The sequence below is a fragment of the Zeaxanthinibacter sp. PT1 genome (genome assembly GCF_028464225.1).
Classification (GTDB): domain Bacteria; phylum Bacteroidota; class Bacteroidia; order Flavobacteriales; family Flavobacteriaceae; genus Zeaxanthinibacter.
The window spans coordinates 175,762-200,845 of record NZ_JAQPCN010000002.1 but is presented as its reverse complement, the minus strand read 5'-3'; the positions used below and the strand labels follow the sequence as shown (position 1 = coordinate 200,845).

At 45.2% G+C, this 25,084-nt stretch carries 27 protein-coding genes; 11 read left to right on the top strand and 16 right to left on the bottom strand.

Annotated elements, in window-relative coordinates; all coding sequences use genetic code 11:
- The first annotated feature begins 137 nt into the window (after positions 1 to 137).
- Positions 138 to 1,094: a TerC family protein gene (locus tag PP178_RS07910; RefSeq protein WP_272593801.1), complete on the top strand. Its 957-nt coding sequence runs from the start codon at positions 138 to 140 to the stop codon at positions 1,092 to 1,094.
- Here the strand turns inward: PP178_RS07910 and PP178_RS07905 are convergent.
- Positions 1,091 to 1,429, bottom strand: a complete 339-nt coding sequence (locus PP178_RS07905; protein ID WP_272593800.1) for a hypothetical protein — start codon at positions 1,427 to 1,429, stop codon at positions 1,091 to 1,093. The genes PP178_RS07910 and PP178_RS07905 overlap by 4 nt on opposite strands.
- Positions 1,430 to 1,644: 215 nt before the next feature.
- Between PP178_RS07905 and hpf the strand changes: the two genes are divergently transcribed.
- The gene (hpf, locus tag PP178_RS07900) at positions 1,645 to 1,947 is read left to right on the top strand and encodes a ribosome hibernation-promoting factor, HPF/YfiA family (protein WP_272593799.1); all 303 of its coding nucleotides are present in this window, start codon (positions 1,645 to 1,647) and stop codon (positions 1,945 to 1,947) included.
- Positions 1,948 to 1,951: 4 nt separating this feature from the next.
- Positions 1,952 to 2,410 (top strand): arsenate reductase family protein, encoded by a 459-nt coding sequence (locus tag PP178_RS07895; RefSeq protein ID WP_272593798.1) that lies wholly within the window; start codon positions 1,952 to 1,954, stop codon positions 2,408 to 2,410.
- 9 nt (positions 2,411 to 2,419) lie between these two features.
- Here PP178_RS07895 and PP178_RS07890 read toward each other — a convergent pair whose 3' ends face one another.
- From PP178_RS07890 to PP178_RS07840, 11 genes are all read right to left on the bottom strand, one after another.
- Positions 2,420 to 2,788, bottom strand: coding sequence for a hypothetical protein (locus PP178_RS07890; RefSeq protein WP_272593797.1), 369 nt, complete (start codon positions 2,786 to 2,788; stop codon positions 2,420 to 2,422).
- A gap of 384 nt (positions 2,789 to 3,172) precedes the next feature.
- Positions 3,173 to 3,424 (bottom strand): acyl carrier protein, encoded by a 252-nt coding sequence (locus PP178_RS07885; RefSeq protein ID WP_272593796.1) that lies wholly within the window; start codon positions 3,422 to 3,424, stop codon positions 3,173 to 3,175.
- A gap of 3 nt (positions 3,425 to 3,427) precedes the next feature.
- On the bottom strand, positions 3,428 to 4,702 hold the full coding sequence (locus PP178_RS07880) for a beta-ketoacyl-[acyl-carrier-protein] synthase family protein (RefSeq protein WP_272593795.1): 1,275 nt from the start codon (positions 4,700 to 4,702) through the stop codon (positions 3,428 to 3,430).
- Complete coding sequence (locus PP178_RS07875) at positions 4,695 to 5,138, bottom strand: 3-hydroxyacyl-ACP dehydratase FabZ family protein (protein ID WP_272593794.1); 444 nt, start codon at positions 5,136 to 5,138, stop codon at positions 4,695 to 4,697. The genes PP178_RS07880 and PP178_RS07875 overlap by 8 nt, the downstream gene beginning before the upstream one ends.
- Position 5,139: 1 nt before the next feature.
- Positions 5,140 to 5,931, bottom strand: coding sequence for an enoyl-ACP reductase FabI (locus PP178_RS07870; protein ID WP_272593793.1), 792 nt, complete (start codon positions 5,929 to 5,931; stop codon positions 5,140 to 5,142).
- 25 nt (positions 5,932 to 5,956) lie between these two features.
- The gene (locus PP178_RS07865; protein ID WP_272593792.1) at positions 5,957 to 7,012 is read right to left on the bottom strand and encodes a type III polyketide synthase; all 1,056 of its coding nucleotides are present in this window, start codon (positions 7,010 to 7,012) and stop codon (positions 5,957 to 5,959) included.
- A complete protein-coding gene (locus PP178_RS07860; RefSeq protein ID WP_272593791.1) occupies positions 7,005 to 7,730 on the bottom strand; it encodes a methyltransferase domain-containing protein in 726 nt (241 codons plus the stop codon). Before PP178_RS07860 ends, PP178_RS07865 begins: the two co-directional genes overlap by 8 nt.
- Complete coding sequence (locus tag PP178_RS07855; RefSeq protein WP_272593790.1) at positions 7,727 to 8,845, bottom strand: NAD(P)/FAD-dependent oxidoreductase; 1,119 nt, start codon at positions 8,843 to 8,845, stop codon at positions 7,727 to 7,729. The genes PP178_RS07860 and PP178_RS07855 overlap by 4 nt, the downstream gene beginning before the upstream one ends.
- 182 nt (positions 8,846 to 9,027) lie before the next feature.
- Complete coding sequence (locus PP178_RS07850; RefSeq protein ID WP_430974710.1) at positions 9,028 to 9,690, bottom strand: OmpA family protein; 663 nt, start codon at positions 9,688 to 9,690, stop codon at positions 9,028 to 9,030.
- 37 nt (positions 9,691 to 9,727) lie between these two features.
- Positions 9,728 to 10,216 (bottom strand): lipocalin family protein, encoded by a 489-nt coding sequence (locus PP178_RS07845; RefSeq protein WP_272593788.1) that lies wholly within the window; start codon positions 10,214 to 10,216, stop codon positions 9,728 to 9,730.
- 160 nt (positions 10,217 to 10,376) lie between these two features.
- Entirely contained in the window at positions 10,377 to 12,353 is a 1,977-nt protein-coding gene (locus PP178_RS07840) for an alpha-ketoacid dehydrogenase subunit alpha/beta (protein WP_272593787.1), read from the bottom strand.
- A gap of 127 nt (positions 12,354 to 12,480) precedes the next feature.
- Between PP178_RS07840 and PP178_RS07835 the strand changes: the two genes are divergently transcribed.
- The 6 genes from PP178_RS07835 to PP178_RS07810 all read left to right on the top strand — a co-directional run bounded on the left by PP178_RS07835 (position 12,481) and on the right by PP178_RS07810 (position 18,673).
- A complete protein-coding gene (locus PP178_RS07835) occupies positions 12,481 to 13,431 on the top strand; it encodes an isopenicillin N synthase family dioxygenase (RefSeq protein WP_272593786.1) in 951 nt (316 codons plus the stop codon).
- Positions 13,432 to 13,503: 72 nt separating this feature from the next.
- Positions 13,504 to 13,833 (top strand): translation initiation factor, encoded by a 330-nt coding sequence (locus tag PP178_RS07830; RefSeq protein ID WP_272593785.1) that lies wholly within the window; start codon positions 13,504 to 13,506, stop codon positions 13,831 to 13,833.
- 73 nt (positions 13,834 to 13,906) lie between these two features.
- Complete coding sequence (locus PP178_RS07825; protein WP_272593784.1) at positions 13,907 to 14,839, top strand: DUF1835 domain-containing protein; 933 nt, start codon at positions 13,907 to 13,909, stop codon at positions 14,837 to 14,839.
- A gap of 1 nt (position 14,840) precedes the next feature.
- The gene (locus PP178_RS07820; protein WP_272593783.1) at positions 14,841 to 15,722 is read left to right on the top strand and encodes a nucleoside phosphorylase; all 882 of its coding nucleotides are present in this window, start codon (positions 14,841 to 14,843) and stop codon (positions 15,720 to 15,722) included.
- 57 nt (positions 15,723 to 15,779) lie between these two features.
- Positions 15,780 to 17,822, top strand: coding sequence for a polyphosphate kinase 1 (ppk1, locus tag PP178_RS07815; protein WP_272593782.1), 2,043 nt, complete (start codon positions 15,780 to 15,782; stop codon positions 17,820 to 17,822).
- Positions 17,819 to 18,673: a substrate-binding domain-containing protein gene (locus PP178_RS07810; RefSeq protein WP_272593781.1), complete on the top strand. Its 855-nt coding sequence runs from the start codon at positions 17,819 to 17,821 to the stop codon at positions 18,671 to 18,673. The genes ppk1 and PP178_RS07810 overlap by 4 nt, the downstream gene beginning before the upstream one ends.
- Here PP178_RS07810 and ung read toward each other — a convergent pair whose 3' ends face one another.
- Positions 18,674 to 19,339 (bottom strand): uracil-DNA glycosylase, encoded by a 666-nt coding sequence (ung, locus tag PP178_RS07805; RefSeq protein WP_272593780.1) that lies wholly within the window; start codon positions 19,337 to 19,339, stop codon positions 18,674 to 18,676.
- Between the two features lie 46 nt (positions 19,340 to 19,385).
- On the opposite strand from ung, the gene PP178_RS07800 reads away from it, so the two are divergent.
- Both PP178_RS07800 and PP178_RS07795 read left to right on the top strand, forming a co-directional pair.
- Positions 19,386 to 21,560 (top strand): endonuclease MutS2, encoded by a 2,175-nt coding sequence (locus PP178_RS07800; protein ID WP_272593779.1) that lies wholly within the window; start codon positions 19,386 to 19,388, stop codon positions 21,558 to 21,560.
- A 75-nt stretch (positions 21,561 to 21,635) separates the two neighbouring features.
- A complete protein-coding gene (locus tag PP178_RS07795) occupies positions 21,636 to 22,055 on the top strand; it encodes a thiol-disulfide oxidoreductase DCC family protein (RefSeq protein WP_272593778.1) in 420 nt (139 codons plus the stop codon).
- Between the two features lie 4 nt (positions 22,056 to 22,059).
- Here PP178_RS07795 and PP178_RS07790 read toward each other — a convergent pair whose 3' ends face one another.
- The 3 genes from PP178_RS07790 to gshB are packed head-to-tail and all read right to left on the bottom strand — an operon-like array spanning position 22,060 to position 25,071.
- The gene (locus PP178_RS07790; RefSeq protein WP_272593777.1) at positions 22,060 to 23,223 is read right to left on the bottom strand and encodes a flavohemoglobin expression-modulating QEGLA motif protein; all 1,164 of its coding nucleotides are present in this window, start codon (positions 23,221 to 23,223) and stop codon (positions 22,060 to 22,062) included.
- On the bottom strand, positions 23,220 to 24,047 hold the full coding sequence (locus PP178_RS07785; RefSeq protein WP_272593776.1) for an N-formylglutamate amidohydrolase: 828 nt from the start codon (positions 24,045 to 24,047) through the stop codon (positions 23,220 to 23,222). Before PP178_RS07785 ends, PP178_RS07790 begins: the two co-directional genes overlap by 4 nt.
- Positions 24,040 to 25,071 carry a glutathione synthase gene (gene gshB, locus PP178_RS07780; RefSeq protein WP_272593775.1) on the bottom strand — a complete coding sequence of 344 codons (1,032 nt, stop codon included), beginning with the start codon at positions 25,069 to 25,071 and terminating at the stop codon, positions 24,040 to 24,042. The genes PP178_RS07785 and gshB overlap by 8 nt, the downstream gene beginning before the upstream one ends.
- Positions 25,072 to 25,084: the final 13 nt, after the last annotated feature.

Here is a 25,084-nt window from a genome sequence, read left to right as displayed (position 1 = left end):
TTTAGGGAATATATTTTTTTCACCTGCCCTATCTTGACCCAATCACTTTTTTTTTTAGTTGCTTAAGTCTTCATGCCCATACCGCTGTTTTCCCTATCGATACGATTGCTATATTTGCGCCTAAACTGAAAATTACTATGTGGATCTGGGGATCATTTATTTTGCTGATTATTATCTTTCTTGCGCTAGACCTCGGGGTCTTTAACCGGAAAGATCACGTGATCCGAACTAAGGAGGCTGCTATATGGACATCGGTCTGGGTAAGTGTTGCCATGGGTTTCAGTGGCGTGATTTATTGGCTTTTCAGTGCCGGAATGATTGAAAACCCAACCGGGCTCACCCCTGGAAGCGCGGTTCTGAAATACATTACCGGATACCTGATAGAACTATCACTGAGTATTGACAATGTATTTGTGATCGCGGTGATATTTAGCTCTTTCGCTATCCCTGCAAAATACCAGCACCGGGTGCTTTTCTGGGGTATATTGGGAGCCATTGTATTCAGGGCCATCATGATCGTGTTCGGGGTTGCCCTGATCAATAAGTTTGAATGGATCATCTACGTTTTTGGCGTATTCCTGTTGTATACCGCCTACAAGATGTTTAAGTCCGATGCTGAAGATTATAAGCCCAAAGACTCTTTCGTCTTTAAACAGGTGAAGAAATTATACCCGATTACAACGGCGATTGATGGTCATAAGTTCTTTATTCGCCGAATGGGGATCAAGGCGGCCACTCCCCTCTTTGTAGCCTTGATCGTAATAGAGCTTACCGATATCTTGTTTGCCTTGGATAGCATTCCGGCTATCCTGGCCATTACTTCGGATCCTTTCATCGTCTTTAGCTCAAATATCTTCGCCATCCTGGGCTTACGGTCTATGTATTTCTTAATTTCTAGAATGTTAGCCAAGTTCAGGTACATCCACTACAGCCTAGTGGTCATATTGGCTTTTGTTGGACTTAAAATGCTCTTCTCGCATTTTCTGCACTTAGAAGAGTGGGTATCGCTCACGGTGATCCTGGTGGCTCTTCTCGGTGGAATTGCGGCCTCCTTGTTATATCCGGAAAAAGTAGAATTGGACCAAAAAAATTAGCAGTGCATTCTGGCCATGCCAATGTACTCCAGGACACTACGCTCCAATTCCTGGAATTCCCTAATCCTGTTGCGGAATAATTCTAGCTGATCTCCTGCAGCTTGCTTTTGCTCTTTAATGGTAGTAATAAGCTCCTGGTTCCCTGATCTTAAGTTTTCCAGGCGACGTTTCAGAGATTCAAATCGCACAAATAAGTTGTACGTCTTGGGTTCACATACGTAGGATTTGAGGGTATCACTCAATCCACTTAATTCTTGATTAGTCCTTTCCAGTCTGTGGATCACATGACTGCTACTTGGCAAGGACCGTTTTGAGGTTGTTTGTAGGGTTCTCATGAAGTAGGTTCATTAGAGTTAAAAATTATTGTTTTAGCGTATAATAAGGTACGAAAAAAACGTATTGATCAGATGCTCTAACGTTCAGAAAATCAGACTTTAACTTTTTATTGAAGATTTGTTTACATCGTGACAATTTTTGAGAGTTCAGGAGCAAAAATAAATTTGGAATTGGGTCCTCGTCGTCATATCTTGAATTCAAAGAAAAAACAACTATGAATATAAATTTTGAGTACGACGGCGTATCGGCCAGTGCGAGACTAGAAGAGATGGCCACTAAGAAACTGGATAAACTGGTTGATAAATATGACTTTATAGTACGTGCTGATGTTTTCTTTAAAAAAGAAAAAAGCTCTGACCCGGAAGAGGGAAAGGTCTGTAATATAAGACTAAGTGTCCCAGGTCCACGACTGTTCGCAGAGGCGAGCAATGATACTTTTGAGGAATCAATCGCGGAGTCCACAGGCGAATTGGAAAGACAATTAAAAAAGAAAAAGGAAAAAATGAAATCTCATTAATCCGATGGCAGACGATATGAGTGTTTTAGCAACAGATAAACGACAATTAACCCTTATCTACAACTCGGAGACAAGCTTGGGGAAACAGACCGTGGGTTATGTAGAATCTTCAGGTGATAAGATCCAGATGGTAGATATTTCCAAGACATCCCTCGGAGATACGGTATGGGTCTCCCTTGCCGAAGGGCTTAATAAACCCTTAGGCAAATTACTGGCTACAGATCACCCGGATGCTCCGGAGATCGAAGGTGCTAATTTCAGTACGGATGATTGGTTAAAACTTATTAAGAAAAACCCCGTGCTGCTGCAGCAGCCCATAGCGGTCAACGGAGATGATTACCTGCAGGTAGACACACCCTCAAGGATTCTTAAGTTCTTCGATGTAGATTCATCCGGCCTTGACAAAAAGCCCTTAGGTGAAGAACCATCTACGGATGCAAATGATGAAGAGCCCTTTGTTTAAGGGCTTTTTTTATGGGTCGGGCTCATCTTCCCCTAACCTTAAAATCATATCGGCAACTACCTTATCCCATTGACTGGTATGAGGGCTTAGGTAGAGCTCTTCTAATAATCTCCACTTTTTCCTGAAAGACAGGTCTAAAGTGTCTATGGCCATTAAACGCGCTTCCAATTCACGTCTGCGATCTTCTTTTAAACGCAATCGCTCCTTCGCACTTATAGCAAATTCGGGCTCAAAGCGTGCCATCAGGGTGTGTTTATTCACCCGCATTTCCTGGATGGAATCCAGGGGAATAGGTGCTTCAGCCTGTGCGCAAAGGCCGTTTATAGCCATAAAAGCACAGCAGACCAGGCCTGTTCTCAGGTAGGCGTATCTGTTCATTAGTATAGTGTTCTCCCCCCTAAGATATTAAATCTAATAATGATTCTCTTTACACTATCGACCAAAGGATAAGAAACATCCGGCAATAGCAGCACTGGGGTAAACTTGAATTAAAATAGATCTCTGGAAGTAAAATTGTCATTCAGCCGGTGCCATTCTGCATTTCCCCACGAACGCAGCTATGTCCTTGGGTGCCATATTTTGAAGTGTCGGACCCATGACCAACTGAATGACAGTACTTTATGGCATATATACGAATTATAATGATCCTTGGTTTTTCCTTAAGCGGAAAAATAACTAAACTTCACCGTGGGAGTAGGAGACTCCCCTATTTTACCACCCGAATATCCAGAGCTTATTAAGGTAATACATCAATCCATTTGACTAAGAAGATCTTTTTCTTTCGATTATCGCCATAGCATCCCTGACGGTCTGCATAGCTTCCATATCATCATTTTCCAGGACGATATCAAATTCATCCTCCACATCAAGGACAATATCCACCAGGTTAGCGGAATTAATATTGAGTTCATTCAGGAAATGACTGTCTATCCCGATCTCATCAACACTGACATCGTCCGGGAGATATGGACTCACTATAGTTTTTAGCTTTTGGTAATATTGGGGTTCTGTCATAGTTCAGTCGGTAATTTTTTTAAAGATAACACAGGCATTGACATCGCCAAAACCAAAACTGGCCTTAGCAATTACCTCAGGTGAAACGTTAAGCGTACTAAGCGGAACCCGGGATCGATGAACTTTTTGTTCGATGGCAGGATTGAGATCATCACAATTGATGTTTCTATATATTTTTGCGTCTCTTAACTGCAGGACCACTCCAACACTTTCGACACTCCCGGCAGCTGCAAGGCAATGCCCCAAAGTGCTTTTAAAAGAGTTTATATAGGGAAAATCATGCCCTTTGCGCCCCAAGGCCATTGACCAGTTCTCGATTTCCTCAGAATCCTTACTGGTGGCAGTCAGGTGCCCGTTAATAGCGTCGATTTCCCCGGCACTGATCCCGGCAATCGATAAGGATTCTGTTATACATCTACGAACAGCAAGGGGATTAGGCGCTGTCATACTTCCCCCCTGCCGCTGGCCCCCGCTGTTAACCGCACCACCCAGGACTTCTGCATAGATGTATGCTCCCCTATTCCTTGCGCTATCCAGCGACTCCAATACCATCGCACCGGCACCACTACCCGGAACAAAGCCTGCAGCTGTCTTACTCATTGGCCTGCTGGCTTTTTCTGCAGCATCATTATATGCCCGCGGAAGAATCCGCAAGGCGTCAAAACCTCCCCAGATATAGGGTCCGCTGTCACTACTACTCCCCACCAGGATTCTCTGGGCATTACCCTGGCGTATTCGGTCCCAGGCCATCAGTATTCCCTCTGTACCCGTAGTGCAGGCCGACGAATTAGCTGTTACCTGGTTTCCGCAGCCAAGTATGCCGCCCAGGTAAGCACTTATTCCACTAGCCATAGTATGCACAACAGCAGTACTTCCTAGTCGCCGTACTTGTCCAAGATCTATTTGGGAAACTGATTCCCGGAAACGGTCAACCCCTAATAATCCTGTTCCGAAAATAATACCACTATCCCAATCCGGCGGGCCCTCTTTCTCTATCCCTAAACCGGCATCCTTCCAGGCATCGACACCGGCGATGACGCCATATTTCAGCCCTGAACCGGGCTCACTTTTCAGTTGAATAGATGTAAAGTAATTATTTAATTCAATATGTTTAATATTCGGTTTTCCAGCAATTTGACATCCAAAATTCAACTCTTTTAATTCTGGTTGGAAACGAATTCCGCTTTTTCCTTCGGCAAGAGCTTTTGAAAATGCCTCCAGCCCAACCGCGTTCGGAGCACAAACTCCCATACCTGTCACCACTACCCTCTTATTCATAGCCTCGTTTTAGCTGCATTCCTGCCAATACCCCTTTACAAACCAACTTATCTTCAGCATTCCACATCCAAACCTTGCACTTTAGTTTTCCAAACCTGAAGTATATTTTTTCCGATCTTACTTTTACCTGTTCACCTGGCAAAACATGGATTAAATACTCCATCTCTGAACTGCTTAGCGCAAAAGCCGTTTCCCTTGCATCCTCTTTGGCTGTTAAAAAAATCCCCAGGCAAACCAAACCGATCTGCGCACAGCATTCGGTCAGCAATACGCCGGGAATTACAGCTTTTTTCTTAAAATGCCCTTCATATATCACCGATTGCTTCCTGAAGGTATAATGGCCGGTCACTCCCTCTTCGCTTGCCTCTAAAAGGCTGTCGACAAAGACAAAGGGCTCGCCATAGGGTAACCGTTTAATTATCTCGCTTGTGTCCATATTACCTTAAGCTTTCACCCCCATCAACTGTAATCGTTGTTCCTGTGATCCATCGTGCCTCGTCCAGTGTCAGGAGGTAGACAGCATTAGCCACATCTTCTGCAAGGGTAAGCCTTCCGGAAGGGTTTCTTTCCCGCGCTGCTTTAAGTAATTTTTCACTTCCCGGTATCATCCTTAAAGACCTGGTATCGGTTACTCCTGCCTGTATACAATTGACACGTACGCCCATAGGCGCGTAAGCCAGGGCCATGTTTTGGCATATAGATTCTAATGCGGCCTTTGCGCTGCTTACGGCAGCGTAGTTTGGGATGACACGGGTTTTTCCCTCGCTGGTGAAGGCAATCACCCTGCAATCCTCATGGGTCAGTTTTTGTTGCACTAATATTTTCATCCAGTCATACAAGCTTACAGCCATGGCATCCAGCGTAAGTAAAAAATCCTCGTGCTCCAGCAGCGGACCATCACCGGTCATCGGCTTCAGGTTCCCTTTTGCTATACTATGCACTACTACTTTGATCTTTCCCTCTTTGCCCAGGCTAGTGGTGATTTGATCAATGACCTGCTCTCTTTTATGTTTATTCAGGGCATCCGTATTAAAAGCTATACACTGGGTACCGCCTGATCTGATGAACTCAAAGTCTTCGTCTATAGTACTGAGATCGGCTTTCCTGTCCCTGTGCAGTATTATTAGGTTGTAACCTGCTGACGCCAATTTTTTGGCCGTAGCAAGACCCAGTCCGTGGCTCCCGCCCAATATTAGCGCCCATTGGGAGTTAAAGTTGTTTTTAGTCATCTCACTGTTCGGTTAACTCTTATTATTACCATTCTAATAATACCCGTTGAGCAGAAAAGCCGGGGCCAAAGCTCAATACCAGGCCCTGTTCTCCCGGTTGTGCCGGTTTTTTCATAAACCGCTCCAGCACGTATAGGACGGTAGCACTGCTCATATTACCATACAACCTGAGGGTTTCGCGGGTATCATCGATATTTTTACCTAAGGGCCGGAACCGATCTTCTACGGCTTGTACGATCTTTCTCCCTCCCGGGTGGAAGATCAAACGGTTTAGCTTGTCAATTCCCGAGCCATTTTCCCGCAGGAAAGGATGGATGATAGCATCAAAATGTGCATTGATGGTATCCGGAACAGAAGGGTCCAGGATCATCCGAAGCCCCGGGTTGGTAAGATCAAAGCCCATCATATGGGTAGCTTCCGGGAAATGGTACATCCCGTCCCCAATGATTCGTGGTCCTTGCGCATCTTTTTCCGATGAAAGCAGCACGCAGGCAGCACCATCACCAAAAATGGCTACACTCACCATATTGGCCATTGAAAAATCCCTGTGCTGAAAAGTAGCTGTAGGACTCTCTACGGCCACCAAAGCTACCCGCTTTCCGGGATTAGACCTCAGGAAGTTTCGCGCATAGATCAGTCCGGAAACGCCAGCTGCACAACCCATTTCTGTCACCGGTAAACGGATGATATCCTGTCTGAGTCCAAGATCGTTGATAAGGTATGCGTCCAGAGAGGGTATCATGATCCCGGTACAACTCACCGTAATGATATAATCCAGCGAACCCCCCTCCCACCCGGCTTGTGACAGAGCTTTCTGAAGTACATCCGATCCCAATTCCTTAACTGCATCCGCGTAAAGGCGATTCTTTTCTTCAAATGAAGTCTCGGTAAACACATCATCGGCCTCCATGATGCTATATCGCTTGTCCACGGCAGCCCCTTCAAAAATCTTCATTACTTTACGCCTGAACCTGGGTTCCTGCGCTCCCAGCCAGCGTTCTACATATGGTAATATCTCCGGGGTTTCCCGGCAATATGGCGGAAGCGACTTGCTTACCGCAACAATTCTAGTATCAGTCATAGGATTGGCGTGCTTTGGCCTGAATTACCCAGAGATAGCGGAATAACCAACGCCACCGGATACTGTGTCGCCATTCGCTGAGCGCTTCTGCAAAACGTATTAATTCACGTTTGCGGAACCCGCTCCGTATAGAGATCAAACCGTCTTCTTTTGCAATTTCTGTTTTTATAAAAATAAGACTAAACAGCTGAAAAAGGTAGTAAGCTATTCTATTTCTTTGGAGATCCTGTATCACGATGGCTTTGCGGGCGCAACGACTAAAGATGCCAAGCAGTACTTCAATATCACGGTCCGCAAAATGGTGTAGGGTGAGCGTACAAAGAAGAATATCATATTGATTATCTCCTGGGTCTAATTGCAACAAGTCCTCCTTTTTATACGTAATCTCGGGGTAATCTACAGATTTGCGCCTCGCGATGGCAAGTGCTGCCTCGCTGTTATCTACGCCTGTAAAAGTTGCTTCTATCCCGCTCTTCCTGCAATAAGCAGCCAGGCGTCGAAGAAGGTCACCGTCACCACAACCCATATCGGCAATACAAGCCGGACTTCCCTGGTTCTGATCCAGTAATCTCCTCGTGGCTTTCAGTGTTATATATTGCCCCGCCAGGAGTTGGTTGGTACGGTTAAGATCGTTAAAAACTTCGTCCAGGTCTGCTTCCTTCAACCCCGGATCGTCCATAGCTTCTTCTTCCTCAGAGCGTTTTTTAAATGCTATCATATCGGTATACCTTTTCCATGGGTTGCCCGGATGACCGCCCTTAACAAACTGGGAGACCGGGCAATGGTCGCTTGTGAAAGTGACGCCAGCGAATCATTTAACAGTACAGTTTGCAATGCTGACCCAATCATCAGTCTTTTCCTGAAGTTGGCCTGCCATAGCCTGCGGTATTCTCGACGAACTGACAGTAGGTCGTCAGAGGAAGTTGACAGGTACTGGTGGACCAGCCTGGCAGCAATAGAGGCTGAGTGTATGGCCATTGCCATGCCGTTCCCACACAGGGGATGTATCACTCCTGCCGTATCCCCAATCATCAGTAAGCCGTTGTCAACAGGGTTTTTAGTTCCAAAAGAGATCTGCGCTATGGACATTGGCTTGTCAAATACCATTTTGGAATGCCGCAGAAAATGACGAAGCTCCCTGTTTTCAGAGATCACCTCTTCCTTGAATTCTGTCATATTCCTATAGCGTTTAAAGGAGTCATAACGCACTAGGTAACAAAAATTAACAGTACCCAGCTCGGTCTTGGAAAGACCACCGTACCCTCCTTTAAACGTGTGTAATCCAACCAGGCGATCTGGCCATCCCTGGCAATGGTAATGGGCCTTTACTGCCAACCAGGGTGATTTCCTGGAGATAAACTGACGGCCTAATGATTTATCGAGAGATTCTCTTTTTCCGTATGCGCCAAGAACGACCCGGGACTCGTATACTTTTCCTTTTGTCCTTACCTGGAAACAGCCGGGGAGGGCTTTAATATCGGTCACAGCGTCAATGAGCACTTGGACTCCGGCATCGCATGCCTTTTGATACAAAAGTGCATCAAGGCCATAACGACTGATCCCTACCCCACCTAAGGGCAACCTGGTTTCCACGGGCCGCCTCCCTGGCACAGACCAGGATAAAGTATCTATGGTAATAGCTCCTGGAAGTTCAACGCCGATGGTATGGAGGTATGGCCATACTTCGCCGGATAAATATTCTCCGCAGACTTTGTGGCGGGGATAGGCATGCTTTTCTATAATCAGCACTTCCCGCCCTCTTACAGCAAGGTCTATCGCAGCAGTTAAGCCTGCAAGGCCTCCTCCAACAATGATCACTTCATGGCGTTTCATGGAAGGAAGATACTATTTTGGCTGTGTGATGTGAGTTCTGGACATAAAAAAAATCGACCTGTTCAGGAATCCTATTGCCACAACGTCCCCACATCGGCAAGTGGATCAGACCGTCTATAATTTTTTGAATGAAGTATAGTGACGGTTTCCTGTACAGGTCGACTTTCGTCTATTTGAAGAAGTTATTCCTGGGTTTCTCTCCTGGCTTCCTCTTTTAATTCTTCGCTGGCAACTATTCCCAGTTCAACTCTCCTGTTCTTAGATCGTCCTTCAGGGGTACTATTGTCAAACCTTGGCTGCTCTTCACCGTACCATTTTGTGGTAAAACGGCTGGCATCAATACCCTGGGCGATCAGGTAATCACTAACCGACTTTGCCCTTTGTTTAGACAAGGTCATATTGTACTCGTCGCTACCACTACTGTCTGTATGTCCTTCAATCAGGATATTAGATTTGGGATATTCCTTGAATATTCCGGCCAGGCGATCCAGTGTAACAGCCGCCGGTCCTTTAATTGTGCTTTTATTCAACTCAAAGTAAACACCGCTGTTCTCGTCAAAAGTCACATTGATCCCTTCTCCGACCCTGGTGACTTCTGCACCGGGTACCTGGTTTTCAATTTCCTCTGCCTGGCGGTCCATGCGATCTCCGATGTAACCCCCTGCAACTCCACCGACTACTCCGCCGATGATAGCACCTAACACGGTGTTTCCTTTACCGACATTGTTTCCAACAACTCCACCTATAACGGCTCCTCCGGCGCTACCGATGACAGCACCTTTCTGCTTGTTGTTGGCATTCTTAACGGCATTACATCCAAATACCAATCCCATCACCAGCAACATACTGATGAACTTGGTGTATTTTATATCTCTTAACATATTATGATTTTTTATTGAATTCGTAAACTACGGTCACAGCTTCCCCATTGACATTAACGTCTGATTTTAGGGTCATCTGTGCATCCGTTAGCTGGGCGATCTTTAATCGATACCCGGTGCCCCCGGAAATATCTTTTCGCTTCTCATCTATAAACTTAAATTGTAATTCGCTCGAATAGGTTTCGGGTCTCTCAATTACGGACCAACGTATAAAACGGTCACCGCCACTACATAGGCTGCCTTGTTCTATCGTATACCTCCCGGTACTGTTATTGTCTCTAAAATACCAATCGCTCCCTTCAAAACACACGGCATTAGCGTCTCCGAATAACTCAGACTTAAAACTTCCCTGGTTATTCTCATATGATATATTCTCGAGGGTCCATGACCCGCTTATCAAGTTTCGCTGCTCACGTACGGATTTTGAAATAGAGCAAGAAATAATGATCAGTAGTAATAAACCACTGAACCAGTAAAATGATTGTTTCATAATTATCTTTCTCTTTTGATGATTCAACATCTATTAACGTAAAGTTTGGTGTTCCGGTTCTGTCGAATCAAATTAAACTCGGTTCACCGAAATAGTACTGCAAGATGTTAATTAAAGAAGGATTTGAATGATGGAAACAAAAGTATTATTGACGCATTCATCAATACTCGATAAGTGACATCAATTCCTGTTCAAAACGCTGCTTGGGCAAAAAACCTGCTTCCAGTGCTGCGGCAAAGGGAATAGGGGTCTCCAAGCTACCAACCCTCTTAACGGGTGCATCCAGGGATTCAAAGCAGTGCTCCATGACCAAAGCGGAGATATCACTTGCGACTCCTCCGAAAAGGGTGTCCTCCTGCAGTATGATCAACTTCCCGGTTTTCCTTACTGATCTATAAATACACTCGGTATCCAGAGGCTGCAAGCTTCGAAGATCAATCAGGTCTGCAGAAATCTCCGGGTGGGCTTCAAGGGTACTAAGTGCCCAATGTACAGCAGCTCCATACGCTACAATACTTATCTGTTCACCTTCTTTCAACAAAGCAGCTTGGCCAAAGGGCAGGGTATAATAATCTGTCGGGACGTTCTGGTATATACTTCGGTACAGGGCCTTATGTTCAAAAAAGAGGACGGGGTTAGGATCGTTAATGGCCGTTGCCAGCAATCCTTTGGCATCGTAAGGAAAAGCAGGGTATACTACTTTTAGCCCGGGCGTTTTGGTAAACCAGGCTTCATTGGTCTGGGAATGGAACGGACCCGCGCCCACTCCTGCACCACAAGGCATCCGGATAACGACATCCGCAGCCTGGTTCCATCGATAATGCACTTTAGCCAGGTAATTAACAACAGGATTAAAACCACTACTGACAAAATCGGCAAATTGCATCTCTACCATGGCTTTCATACCATTGATAGAAAGGCCCATGGCCGCAGATATCACTGCGGATTCACAGATGGGGGTATTACGGACTCTCTCTGTGCCAAAAGTATCGGCAAAACCTTCTGTCACCTTAAAAACCCCGCCGTATCCTGCAATATCCTGCCCCATGAGCACCAGATTAGGGTGGCGCTCCATAGATTGCCTTAAACCCTGGGAAACCGCATCGATTAACCTGATATTCTTATAGGTAGTGCCTGCCGGTGTATCCTCGTATTCAAATGTTTTATAGACACACCCCAGTTCATGTCCTTCATCAAACTCGACCTCCGGTTCTTCGCCCGCTTCCTGCAATCCTTCTTCAATTTCTGATTGAATCCCGATTCGGATCGCTTTGATTTCTTCATCATCCAGTATCCCTTTTTCCAGGAGAAAAGTCTCATAATTCTCCAGTGGATCCCGTGCCGCCCATGTCTCCATTAATTCTGCTGGGACATATTTTGTACCACTTGCTTCCTCGTGACCCCGCATCCGGAATGTCTTGAATTCGACCATTACCGGCCTCGGGTGTTTACGCATGCTTTCACAGATCGCAGAAACTTTTGTGTAGACTTCCAGGATGTTGTTTCCCTCTATGACATAAGATTCCATACCATACCCCTTGCCTTTATCTGCAATATGTTCGCAGCGGAATTGCTCTTCCGTGGGCGTAGATAAGCCATAACCATTGTTTTCTATACAGAATAACACCGGGAGATCCCATACCGATGCGATATTCAGTGCTTCGTGGAAATCACCCTCGCTGGTACCTCCCTCTCCCGTAAATACAGCAGTTACCCGTTTTCTATCATTTAAAAGATCGGCAAGGGCAATTCCATCTGCCACCCCGAGTTGCGGACCCAGATGGGAAATCATTCCCACGATCTTGTATTCCTGTGTGCCAAAATGAAAGCTGCGGTCACGACCCTGGGTAAAACCGGCTGCCTTACCCTGCCATTGGGAAAAAAGTCTTTTCAAAGGAACTTTCCGACTTGTAAATACTCCGAGGTTCCTGTGAAGGGGTAAAATGTATTCCTCTGGTTTCAGGGCATGAGTTACCCCGATAGATATGGCCTCCTGCCCTATTCCGCTGAACCATTTAGAAACCTTACCCTGCCTTAGAAGGATTAGCATTTTTTCTTCGATCATCCGCGGAAATAGCATCGATCTGTAGAGGTCTTTTTGTAAGGATTCGGGAATGCCGTCATTCTGGTAGTGCATAAGCGGATGGAGTGTTTGGAAGTTTATAAGGTAAATGTAATAAAATAGGGAACATTTCCACAGCGCCTCCGATGTCCCTCATATGGTTAATTTTATTAACTTTGACTTCCAATTTTGAAATATGAATATGAACGCAATTCCAAGTGTAGATCTAAGAGATTTCATTTCAGGAGATAAAGAACGGAAGGAGAAATTCATCCGGGAGATAGGTAGTGCTTTTGAAAATATAGGATTTGTCGCGCTAAGCGGGCACTTTTTATCAGACCAGCTGGTAGAAGACCTATATGAAGAAATCAAGAAGTTTTTTAACCTGCCACAAGAGGTGAAAGATTCCTACGAGATTCCCGGTATAGGGGGTCAACGAGGATACACTTCTTTTGGAAAGGAACATGCAAAAGGCAAAAAAGAAGGTGACCTTAAAGAGTTTTGGCATTTTGGCCAATACGTGGAGAACGATCCAAAACTCGAAGAAGAGTACCCGGATAACGTAGAAGTAAAAGAGTTGCCAGATTTTAACGAAGTAGGTAAGGAAACCTATAAAATGCTGGAAAAAACTGCTCGTTATGTATTAAGAGCCCTTGCCCTTCACCTGGGCTTGGAAGAGACTTATTTTGATGAATACATCACCAACGGGAACTCTATTCTCAGACCAATTCACTATCCTCCTATTACTGAAGAGCCTAAAAACGCGGTACGGGCTGCCGCCCACGGGGATATCAACCTGATCACCTTACTGATGGGGGCACACGGACGCGGATTACAGGTTAAGAACCACGAGGGAGAATGGGTAGATGCTATTGCGAAACCCGACCAGCTCATGATCAATGTAGGTGATATGCTTTCTCGCTTATCGAATAACAAGTTGAAATCGACCATTCACCAGGTCGTCAACCCTCCTAAAGAGGAATGGGGTAAGTCTCGTTACAGCATCCCATTCTTTATGCACCCTGTCAGCGAAATGCCGTTGAATTGCCTGGAAAACTGTATCGATGAGGACAATCCTAAGCAATTTGAGGACATCACTGCAGGAGAATTTCTGCACGAGAGACTGATCGATCTCGGTCTGATCAAAAAATAACTTAAACTTTAATTAATGCCTGTTAATTTATTGATAATCAATGAATAGCAGGCGTTATTTTCACTAACTTTAATGGACCTAAAAGATCAATTACAGAATTTGTTCCCGGATCATGTTCCTAAAGAGGACGCTGTAGAGGAGGACAGGAGTGGCGGTATATGGATGCAGGAAGATCCTATCCTCTGTAAGTACGAAAAACGAAAGGGAAAACCTGTAACCATTCTGGACGGTTATACCGGGGCGGATGAAGATTTTAAGAAACTTTGTAAAGAGCTCAAAACGAGGTTGAGCGTCGGTGGAAGTTATAAAAACGAGCAGATCATCCTGCAGGGCGACTATCGCGACCAGATCATGGAAATATTGCAGGAAAAAGGCTTTAAAACCAAGCGTGTAGGCGGCTGAATTCTGTTAATTAGTTTTTCTTTTTTTCTTTATTGATGTACCTTAGGGGTTAGAACACAAACCAAATTAGACAATGAGCTCCCAACTGCATATTACTAACGGGGACAGTTTCACCCAGCGATTACAGGAACTGGATTTAAAGGGCGATATTATTACCTGGAGGGAGATGCTATGCGAAGGTAAAACAGAAACAAACGTCGGTAGCGAGGCCTTCTGGAAGACAAGGTTCGAATTTCTTCATAAGAATTATAATGTAAGTAAATCCTGGTTTGTTGAGAAAACGCTGAAAGAATACAGGTCTCTATGCAACCATAAACAGCAAGACCAGATCATACTCTGGTTTGAGCATGACCTCTATTGTCAAATTAATATGCTCGCCGTACTGAGCTGGTTAAAGACTCATCGCCGGCATGCCGAGATTTCCATGGTTCGCACCGGTAAAGACCCGGAAACATCACAGCTGACCAGCTTAAACAAGTTAAGCAACGAACAATTATTAAGTTTGTTCAATAGCCGCAAGGTACTGAGCCAGGACGATATTGAATATGCAGATTATGTCTGGCAACTCTATTGCAGCGACAATCCTATCAGGCTCGAAAATATCACTGATTCTGATCATTTTAGCTTTGAATATCTCTCCGATGCTCTGAAAGCTCACCTGAAGAGGTTTCCAACCATTAAGAATGGGCTGAACGATATTGAGAATAGGATTCTGGAAGTTTCCCTACTGGAGAAACCCAAGTCTAAAAAGGCACTGCTGACTAACCTTCTTGAAACCCAAACGCTCTACGGATTTGGGGATACCCAATATGAACGGGTTATCACCAGTCTGAAGCCACTGTTTAAGGGCTTTAACCCTGTTAAGATCACCGATAAAGGAAAAGAAATCCTGGAGGGTAAGGCCAATTATTATTCACAACTGAGAGATAATGAATCCTACCTTGGTGGAGCACTTAAATATAATTTTCTATACAATACGGATTCTCGCAGGATCCTAAAACTCTAATATGCCTTTACTTCCCTCAGAATTAATCCTCAACGAGGATCAGAGTATCTATCATTTAAATTTACATCCGGAAGATATCGCAGACACCATCATTACTGTCGGTGATCCAGACCGTGTCGCTATGGTCACTTCCTATTTTGACTCTGTCGAAGTCAAAAAAGGAAAACGCGAATTTGTCACCCAAACCGGGCATTATAAGGGTAAACGGCTCACCGTTATCTCTACAGGGATCGGAACAGATAATATCGATATCGTCCTGAACGAACTAGACGCCCTGGTCAATATCGATTTTAAAACGCGAAAAGTAAAGGAAGATTTACGGCAGCTGAAACTTATACGTGTCGGAACCTCCGGTGCTCTGCAACCCGAGATCGAAGTAGATACCTTCCTGATGAGCGAATACGCCATAGGATTTGATAATTTGCTTCACTTCTACGATAGTTCTCACCTGCAACACCACGAAGTTCAACAGGCTTTCCTTGAATATACCCAGTGGTCTACGGCTAAATCTACTCCATACGTGATCAAGGCCGATGACGAACTGCTGCAACTATTTGCTTCTGAGCAGGTGTTGATGGGGGTTACGGCAACAAAAGTAGGATTCTACGGGCCCCAGGGCAGGAAGCTGAGATTAGAGCTACAGGATCCTGATCTCAATCACAAACTGTCCTCCTTTCGGTATAAGGACCGAATGATTACCAACCTGGAAATGGAGACCTCGGGAATCTACGGGCTTTCAAGGCTGCTGGGTCACCAAGCTGTTTCCATGAACTGTATTCTGGCCAACCGCTACAATGGAACATTTTCTGAAGACCCTGAGAAAGCCGTTAAAAAACTGATCGAATACGTGTTGGAACATTTGACTGTAGCGTCATTTGTTTAACCAATATAGCAAATTGGCTGCTGAACTTATCCGTATTTTTACCCTCAAAACAGCGTAGTGGAAAAATCGTATAAGCACAGGGATGTCAATTGGCTGTCCTTTAATGAGCGGGTTCTTCAGGAAGCAGAAAACCCGGATACTCCCTTATTGGAGCGACTAAAATTTCTTTCGATTTTTTCTTCTAACCTGGATGAATATTTCAGGGTAAGGATCTCACAGCTCCGCCAGTTAAAAAAGGTAGACAAGAAATTACGTAAGAAACTGATGACCAGGTCTAATAAGACCCTGAAACAGATTCTTAAAGAGGTTCATATCCAACAATGCAGGTTCGGTAAAATCCTTAACCAAATCTATGCAGGATTAAAGCAACATGATATCTATTTTGAAACTCCCGAAAGTTGTACTGAAGAGCAGCTTAAGTATATGGACAATCTCTTCACTGAGGAAGTAATAGATGATTGTAATGTGCTCCATAATTTTGATTCCGAAGATCTGGAGAACGGGAAAATATACCTTTTGGTCGCCTTTGAAGACGGATCCTTTTCACTGGTCTTTCTACCCTCAGACAAACATGGTCGTTTTATTCAACTTCCCGGAAAGTACAAACATTTTATCTTCCTGGATGACGTGGTTCGCCCGCATCTGCAACAACTCTTTAAGGACCGGAAGATCATCAATGCATATTCTATAAAATTATCACGGGACGCAGAACTTTACCTGGAAGACGAAACCTCGGATACTGCCCTGGTAGAACGGATTTACAGTTCCTTAGACCAGAGGACTTCCGGGCAGCCTACTCGGCTGTTATACGACGATAGCATGCCCAAGGAACTCTGTACGGCACTCATGAAGAAGTTGGGCATCAGTAAAATAGACATGTTCCCCGGAGGTAAATATCACAATTTCTCCGATTTTATGGATTTTAGCCTTTCACTGGACGAACCCGATTTGAAATATTCCGAAATGCCTCCCCTTCCCCACCCTGAATTAGCCGGTATCTCGGATTACTTCACTGCCTTAAAACGCAAAGATTATCTAACCCATTATCCCTATCAGGATTTCGCGGTACTTGAAAATTTTATTCGGCAGGCGTCAGAAGATGAACAGGTGGTCAGTATAAAAATATCACTTTACCGCATTGCAAAAGAATCGACCCTTACCGATGCCCTGTTAAGTGCATTGAAGAAGGGGAAAGAAGTCATCGTGTTCGTGGAAGCCAAGGCCCGTTTTGACGAAGAGAATAATATTCACTGGGGAAAGACATTTGAAGAAAGCGGCGCCAAGGTAATATTCAGCGTACCCAATATCAAGGTCCATGCAAAAATTGCCATGATAGAGCGTGAAGAAGAGGGCGGTATAATGCGCTATGGATATATAGGTACAGGGAATTTTAATGCTAAAACATCTAAGATTTATTGTGATCACGGGCTTTTCACTGCAGACAGGCGAATAACGGACGACCTCGCCCAGGTGTTCCTTGTACTCGAGAAAAAGCTGATCATCCCCAAGCTGAAATATTTAATGGCCTCTCCATACAATACCCGAAGCACTTTTAGGGAGTTGATAGAGAACGAGATCAGGAACAAAAGAGCGGGTAAAAAAGCACTGGTCATCGCCAAGATGAACAGTCTGGAAGACAAGGGAATGATCGACGAGCTCTATAAAGCACATGCCAAAGGTGTGGATATACGACTTTTGGTCCGGGGGTTTTGTTGCCTGGTACCGCCGGTAATGGAAGAAGGAAGCTCCCAGGGCGAGTTGAAGATCACCAGTATTATAGACCGTTACCTGGAGCACGGCAGGATCTATTATTTTTATAATGATGGTGAGCCGAAAATGTACATGGGGTCGGCAGACTGGATGACACGTAACCTCGACAAACGAATAGAGGTGCTTACACCCATTCTTGATCCTGATATTTTTAAAGAATTAAAACAGGTACTGGATATACAATTAGCAGATAACGTTAAAGCGCGAATCATAGATGTTGAAGATTCTAATGCTTTCGTGGCCAAATCTCCAGCTGAAAAAGATATCCGGTCCCAATACAAGATCTACGAATTTCTCAAATCTAAACTTGAAGTAAAACAAGATCTATGAAAAAAGTTAATGTTATAGGAGTCCCCGAACATTTTAACCTTCCCTGGCACCTGGCCATTGAGGAGGGGGCTTTTGAAGACCGGGGTATAGACCTTGAATGGACCGATATTCCGCAAGGTACGGGTAGGATGTGCGATATGCTGGAAGCAGGAGAAGCAGACGTGGCTATTGTATTGACCGAAGGCATCGTTAAAAAGATCACGGAAGGCCTGGAGGCTAAAATTGTTAGGGAATATATATCCACTCCCCTGCAATGGGGTATACACGTGGCTGCCCAGAGTCATTACCAGAAGGTAGAGGAACTACAGCATGCCAGGGCAGCGATAAGCAGGTTTGGCAGTGGAAGCCACCTGATGGCTTTTGTAAATGCCAGGCAACAGGGCTGGGACACCAAATCCCTGAAATTCAAAGAAATTCAGCACCTCGAGGGTGCTATTGAAGCATTGAGTAAAAAGGAAGCAGACTACTTTATGTGGGAACATTTTACGACCAAACCTCTTGTAGATGAGGGGATTTTCAGGAGACTGGGTGACTGCCCTACACCCTGGCCTTGTTTCGTCATTGCGGCCAACCACCGTTTCCTGGAAAAAGAACCCGGTACACTGGAACACATCCTGGAAATTATGGATAATTATACCAGCGAGTTCAGGAATATTCCTAGCATAGACCGTACACTTTCTAACAGATACGGGCAACAACTGGAAGATATACGGATCTGGTTATCCTCCACCCGTTGGAGCCAGAAACAGATCAGCGAGGAAGTTATTGAAAATGTGAGCAATACACTTCTTTACTTAAAGCTTATTGACGAAAAGGCAGCGGTATCAGACTTGCTTTGGAAAAAGTCGTAATTACCATTCAATAGCAGGTTTCCCCTGCTTTAGTAATAATTGGTTGGTTTTACTGAAATGCTTGTTCCCGAACCAATAACCACGATTGGCACTGAGTGGTGAAGGATGGCCTGAAGTGAGAATATAATGCTTTTCAGAATCGATCAGCTTTACCTTCTTCCTGGCGTATCCCCCCCATAACAGGAAAATTAAGCCCGTTTTATCCTCGTTGAGTACGCGGATAATGGCGTCGGTGAATTTCTCCCATCCCTTGCCCTGGTGGCTCCCGGCTTGCTTTTCCCTTACCGTAAGGGTTGCGTTAAGCAGCAAAACACCTTGCCGTGCCCAATGACTTAAATCACCATTTGCTGGTACTTCCCGGCCCAGGTCCTGGGCTAACTCCTTGTAAATATTGACTAATGATGGAGGGAGAGAATCCTTAGCCCCCACAGAAAAACAAAGTCCGTCAGCCTGCCCATAACCGTGGTAAGGGTCCTGGCCCAGGATCACGACTTTTACTTCTTCGTACGGTAGCTGATCAAAGGCCCGGAATATTTGCTCCCCAGGGGGAAAACATGTATTGTCTCTGTATTCGCCCTGTACAAACCGCATAAGCGATTCAAAGTAGGGTTTTTTACATTCCTCTGATAAAGCATCAGACCATCTGCCCGGTAGGTGTAATTTCATCGTTAATTTGGGTATTTTTGTACCTCTAAAATTATTGCAATATACTTTGAAGCACAAGATCCGCAAAAAAACCCTGGAAGACCTTGAATTTCCAACAGTCTTAAAACAAATCTCCTCCCGCTGCGCAACAACTCCCGGGAAGGATGCAGCACTTGCACTGGTTCCCTATGGGGAGAGAGAAGCAATATTGACCTCGCTGGGACAAACATCAGAATACCTATCATCTTTTACGACGGATAACCGAATCCCGGCTCATGGTTTTGACGAGATCAATGCAGAGTTGCGCCTGCTTGCCATAGAAAATACAACCTTGGAGATACAGGGATTTCGCAGGATTGCCTCGCTATGTGCTGTGGTTGCAGACCAGAAGAAGTTCTTTAAGAAATTTAAAGAATACTATCCGCTGCTCCATGGACTATCCCTATCGGTTGAAGAGGATACCGAAGTAGCGGCCATGATCGAAGGGGTTATAGACCGTTTTGGTGAAGTACGTGATGATGCATCTGAAGCATTAGGCAGGATACGACGACAGATGCAAACCGTGAAAAGCCAGATCAACCAGAGCTTTGTCTCCGCCCTGCAATCCGGACAGGCTTCAGATTACCTGGATGAGATTCGCGAATCGGTGGTGGAGAATCGCAGGGTCCTTGCCGTGCGGTCCATGCACAGGAAAAAAGTAAAAGGAAGGGTGATGGGAACATCTAAGACCGGCAGTATTGTTTATATAGAGCCCGATAACGTATTACGGTACAGCCAGGAATTAGAGCACCTGGAAATGGATGAAAAAGAGGAAGTTCACCGCATCCTGAACCAGCTTACCTACCGTATCAGGCCCTGGCGTCCGGTATTAAAATCGTACCAGGCCTACCTGACTCATATGGACCTTACAGCGGCCAAAGCCAAGTATGCGGATGAAATGGGTGGACTGATGCCGGAGATCAATACTGAAAAACAATGGTATCTCAGGGATGCCTACCACCCCTTGCTATTCTTGTCGAACAAGAAGAAAAAGGAAAAGACCTGGCCACAGACCATCTCCCTACATCCGGAGAACAGGATCATTGCTATCTCGGGACCTAATGCCGGGGGAAAGAGTATTACTTTGAAAACTATAGGATTGCTACAACTAATGCTGCAAAGCGGGATGCTGATCCCTGTTCACGAGCGTAGTACCGTATGTCTCTTTTCTAAAATTCTGACCGATATCGGGGACAACCAGAGCATTGAAAATCACCTGAGCACTTATAGCTACCGCTTAAAGAACATGAACCGTTTCTTGCGCTTATGCGATAATGAGACCCTCTTCCTTATCGACGAATTCGGGACAGGAAGTGACCCGGAACTGGGAGGGGCGCTGGCCGAAGCCTGTCTCGAGGTCTTCTACGAACGTGGATCATACGGAGTAATTACAACGCATTACGCCAACCTTAAGCTACTGGCGGATGAATTACCGCACATGACAAATGCCAACATGCTGTTTGACAGCAGCACCCTGGAGCCAACCTACCAGCTTATGCTGGGCCAGGCGGGAAGTTCTTTTACTTTTGAAGTGGCCCAGAAAAACGGGATACCCTACAGCCTGATCAACAAGGCAAAGAAGAAGATAGAGCGCGGTAAACTACGGTTTGATGCCACCATAGCCAAGATGCAGAAAGAACGCAGTAAAATGGCTGAAACAGGCTCCAGGCTTCAAGTTGAGGAGAGTAAGGCACGCGAAGAAGCCCGTAAACTGGAAGAATTGAAGGACAGAGTAAAGACTAAGCTGGAAAGCTACCAGGAACTCTATGACCATAACCAGCGGATGATCCACCTAGGCAATAAGGTACACACTGCCGCGGAACGCTATTTTGTAGATAAGAAGAAAAGACCATTGGTATCAGAACTGTTGAGGATCGTAGAAACAGAGAACAGTAAAAAGAAGAAGACATCCGCTAAAGAAGCAAAAGCTAAGAAGGTAAAACAGGAGCAGGTTGCTAAAGAAGCGGAGGTTCAGGTAGAAAACATCCGGAAAAAGAAAGAAAAAGCTAAAAAGAAAGCCGATGTAAAGCAAAAACAAGCCCCGAAACCCGTACTTGCGGTCGGGGACCGTGTCCGGCTAACTGATGGTAAGGCCGTTGGCACCATAGACACTATCGAAAAGAAAGAAGCGGTAGTCAATTACGGGCAGTTTACCACCAGGGTAAATATGTCCAAATTGGAATTGGTAATGAAAAAGAAATAGCAAGGGCTGCAGATTCAAAATTTTTCACATAGTGAACATAGTGTATATCTGTGATCGTTAATGTATTTTTACACCATGGAATCCCTTAACCGGAATAAGAAGATCATCCTATTTGACGGGGTCTGCAACCTCTGCAACGGAGCTGTGCAATTCGTGATTCGCCGGGATAAGTCCCACCAGTTTGTCTTTGCATCACTGCAGAGCAATGTGGGGCAGCAGCTGGTCTTGGAAAGAAGAATTAATACAGAAGAGCTAGACTCCATCATCCTTATTGAGCCCTCTGTGGCTTACTACGCCAAATCCGATGCCGCTCTTAAGATAGGACAGGCCTTTGGCGGTGGCTGGAAGCTGCTGGCTATTTTTGAATGGATCCCAAGACCCCTTCGCGATGCTGTATACGACCTCGTGGCCAGGAACAGGTACCGTTGGTTCGGAAGAAAAGAAGCCTGTATGATACCCACTCCCGATCTCCAGGCTCGCTTCTTGGACAGCTGAAATCTTATTTCAGGTTATTTAGGATAAAATCGAGTTTGGTATTACTATTCAGGTTCTCTTGAAAAGCCAGGTTCTCGTAGGCATTTTCAGTGGCCAGGCCTTTTGCTTGTAAATAAGCGATCTCGTCCTCGAAATCTATGGAAACCTTTCCACTTAGCAATATATTGTTAGACTCCTGCCTGCTGTATCTTTTGTAGATCTTACGCAGCCCGCTGAGATAGAGCCGGTCTTTGGTAAAACCTCCTCCCCTATGTGCTCTCAAGGTGATGTTGAAGGCATCATCTCTATTCAGTTTATACTGGGAATGGATCAGGTCAAAAGTGTCCTGAAAACTATAACCTTTAATTAAGCTATCGGATGCCAACACCCTGTATGCTAACTCTTTAAGCCTTTTCAAGGTTAAGGCTCCACTCATGTATTCACTGAAGACTGCCAGGCCTTCCTGGGTTTCAACATTCTTCGGAAAACCATTTGAAAATATTTTTAAGGGCTGGTTCTGCGCGTTAAAAGTGGTGACCAGGTGTACCCCTATTTCATGGTTAGCCAGGGTCTGTAACTGGTTCTTGCTGAACTTGGCATTCCGCTTTAACAACAAAGATTGGGTTGCATTGCTTACCATGGCATCCGCCGCGATATTTGTTGAGAACCGGATATTTAGCGGAAAAGAATAGCGACTGGAAAATTCCTCGAAATAACCCCTGGCATCCTCAGGACTAAATACTTTTTCCAGGTCCGGAGAAGGGGGATCATTTTCAAAATGCAAGATGAATTTTGCATTCTGCACATCCTTCTCTGTAGGTGTTCCGTACACCCTGAGTGAATTGTAGTAGAACTTGCGACCACTCCCTATGGTCTCTATGCACTGTACCATATTGGCATAGAAATACACAATGTCCCTGTACATGCGGTAGATTTCCTCATCTTCTATCCTTTCCAGTCTTAAGGAGAACAGTAAACGATGTAGTTTCAGGGGATCAAATTTAAGCTTGGGATATCGGAACACTGGAGTTTCCGTATACTTGGAGGCAAAAAAGCGATTCTTTTCCTTCTCTATATTCTGTGGGTTCACATAATTGAGCAATTCGATCCGTTTTACCAAGCGGTCCAACTGTGTATCGATCTCCATCAAACCGGAATGAGACTTCTGCAATTCCTGTTCACTGATCATAATATCGTTTCTTCAAATATTCTGTGCTGCAAAGGTATAAATTCCTTCAGCTGCCCCGTTACGGCTTTAACCACCTCAGGATAGATCTCCCCGTTTAACTCGTCACAATAGATCTTAGCGATCTCTGTGGCTAAAACCAGCGTATGGTCAAAATTGTTGGTTATAAACTTCAGGAAATACCCGTTCCCCTGGAAGGTATCATTGATCTTGGAGGTAGACCTGAGTGCTCCCGGCAGCTCCATCTGACCCAGGAGTTTACACCAGGATTCGGCTATTGGACCAAATCGTTTGTTATCAATATTTGCCGTACCCAGGTTCCAGGTGGGCACTTCTCGCTGCCAGCGTTTCCAATTGTAACTGTGCATGTCAAATACCAATGCCTTGCCGTAGCGTTCTTCCATTTTGGCTACCAGTGCACGGGTCACCTCGTAGAAGGCTTTATGCTTCCCCTGGCTGATCTTAATTTCGTCTTCAGGGAGTGGATTTTTCCAGAGCAATTTACCCCAGGCATCCTTATAGATCGCGAGTTCTGGCGGACGATTAAGATCGTACTCGAACCTACTGTCACAGCCTGCGATCACCATGGGATGATCGGCAATCATTTGCAGTGTACAGGGGTCCTCTTCGTACCAACGCTCGTATTCTGAATGCAGGCAGTATGACAATAAGGATTGTCGGAATTGATGCCCGTCGTGAACAGCCCCGCAGAGGTACGGGGCGTAATGCTCTATTTTTACCTGGAAAGAGTTATCCTCTGCCATGGCATGGAAGGGAATTTCTCTCTCGATGTTTTCGATGATTTGTGATACAGGGAGCTTAAGCATTCTGCACCTCGTTTCTCAGGCGCGACCTTCGGTCAAATGCTTCCAGTTTATCCAGCACTTTGCTTTCGATAAAATCAATCACCTTGGTCTGTATCCTGGCTTTATATACTTTGTTAATGTAGGTGATCCCACCGGGAGACATCACGTTAACCTCTACCAGTTTCCCGCCAATCACGTCAATACCGACAAAATAAAGTCCATCTTTAACCAACTTGGGACCAATTTGTTTGCAAAGCGCCTTTTCCTCTTTGGTCAGGTTATGCTTGGCTACACTTCCGCCGGCCGATATGTTGGAACGGTGATCTTCAGAACCCGGGATACGTTTCATAGAACCTATCACCTCCCCGTTCAGCAAGAGTATACGTACGTCACCTTCTTCCGCGCCCTCTATATATTCCTGCAGGATAACATAGTTAGAAGTGCCGTCAGAGTTGGTAATGTAAAAATCGAGCAGGGAGTTGATGTTAGACATGGCCGACCTTTCGATCAGGATCACCCCCGAACCTCCAAACCCGTTTAGGGGTTTCAGGATCATCCGTTCTGCCTCTGACTGTTTTATCTGTTCAACCAGGTAGGCCTTGTTCTTGGACACATGGGTGACCGGGATAATATTACTGTGGCTGTCCCCGAAAGCCGCAGTATATAACTTGTTATTAGCCTCCCGGAGCCCTTGGAGCGAATTCACGATGAAGACATCATCCTTTACAGAGTCCAGGAAATTCAGCATTAGCGGATCCAAAGGCGGGTTTGCCCGCATAAAAATAACATCAAAACCTGCCAGGGGAAGCATCTCTTCACGCAGCTCTACCTTCCTGTAGAAGGTCTTCATATTAGACGGCACCTTTTCCATCTTCCCGATCACCTTGCAAAAAGCACTGGTAACACTATTACGGATGGTTAGGTTTGCCGGCGTACAATACGCCACCCCGTGGTTCCTTTTCACACATTCATGGATCAGCGCAAGGCTGGAATCCTTTTCAGGTTCTATCTCCTCCCAAGGATACATCAGGAAGCATATATTCATAATATTCTGTTTT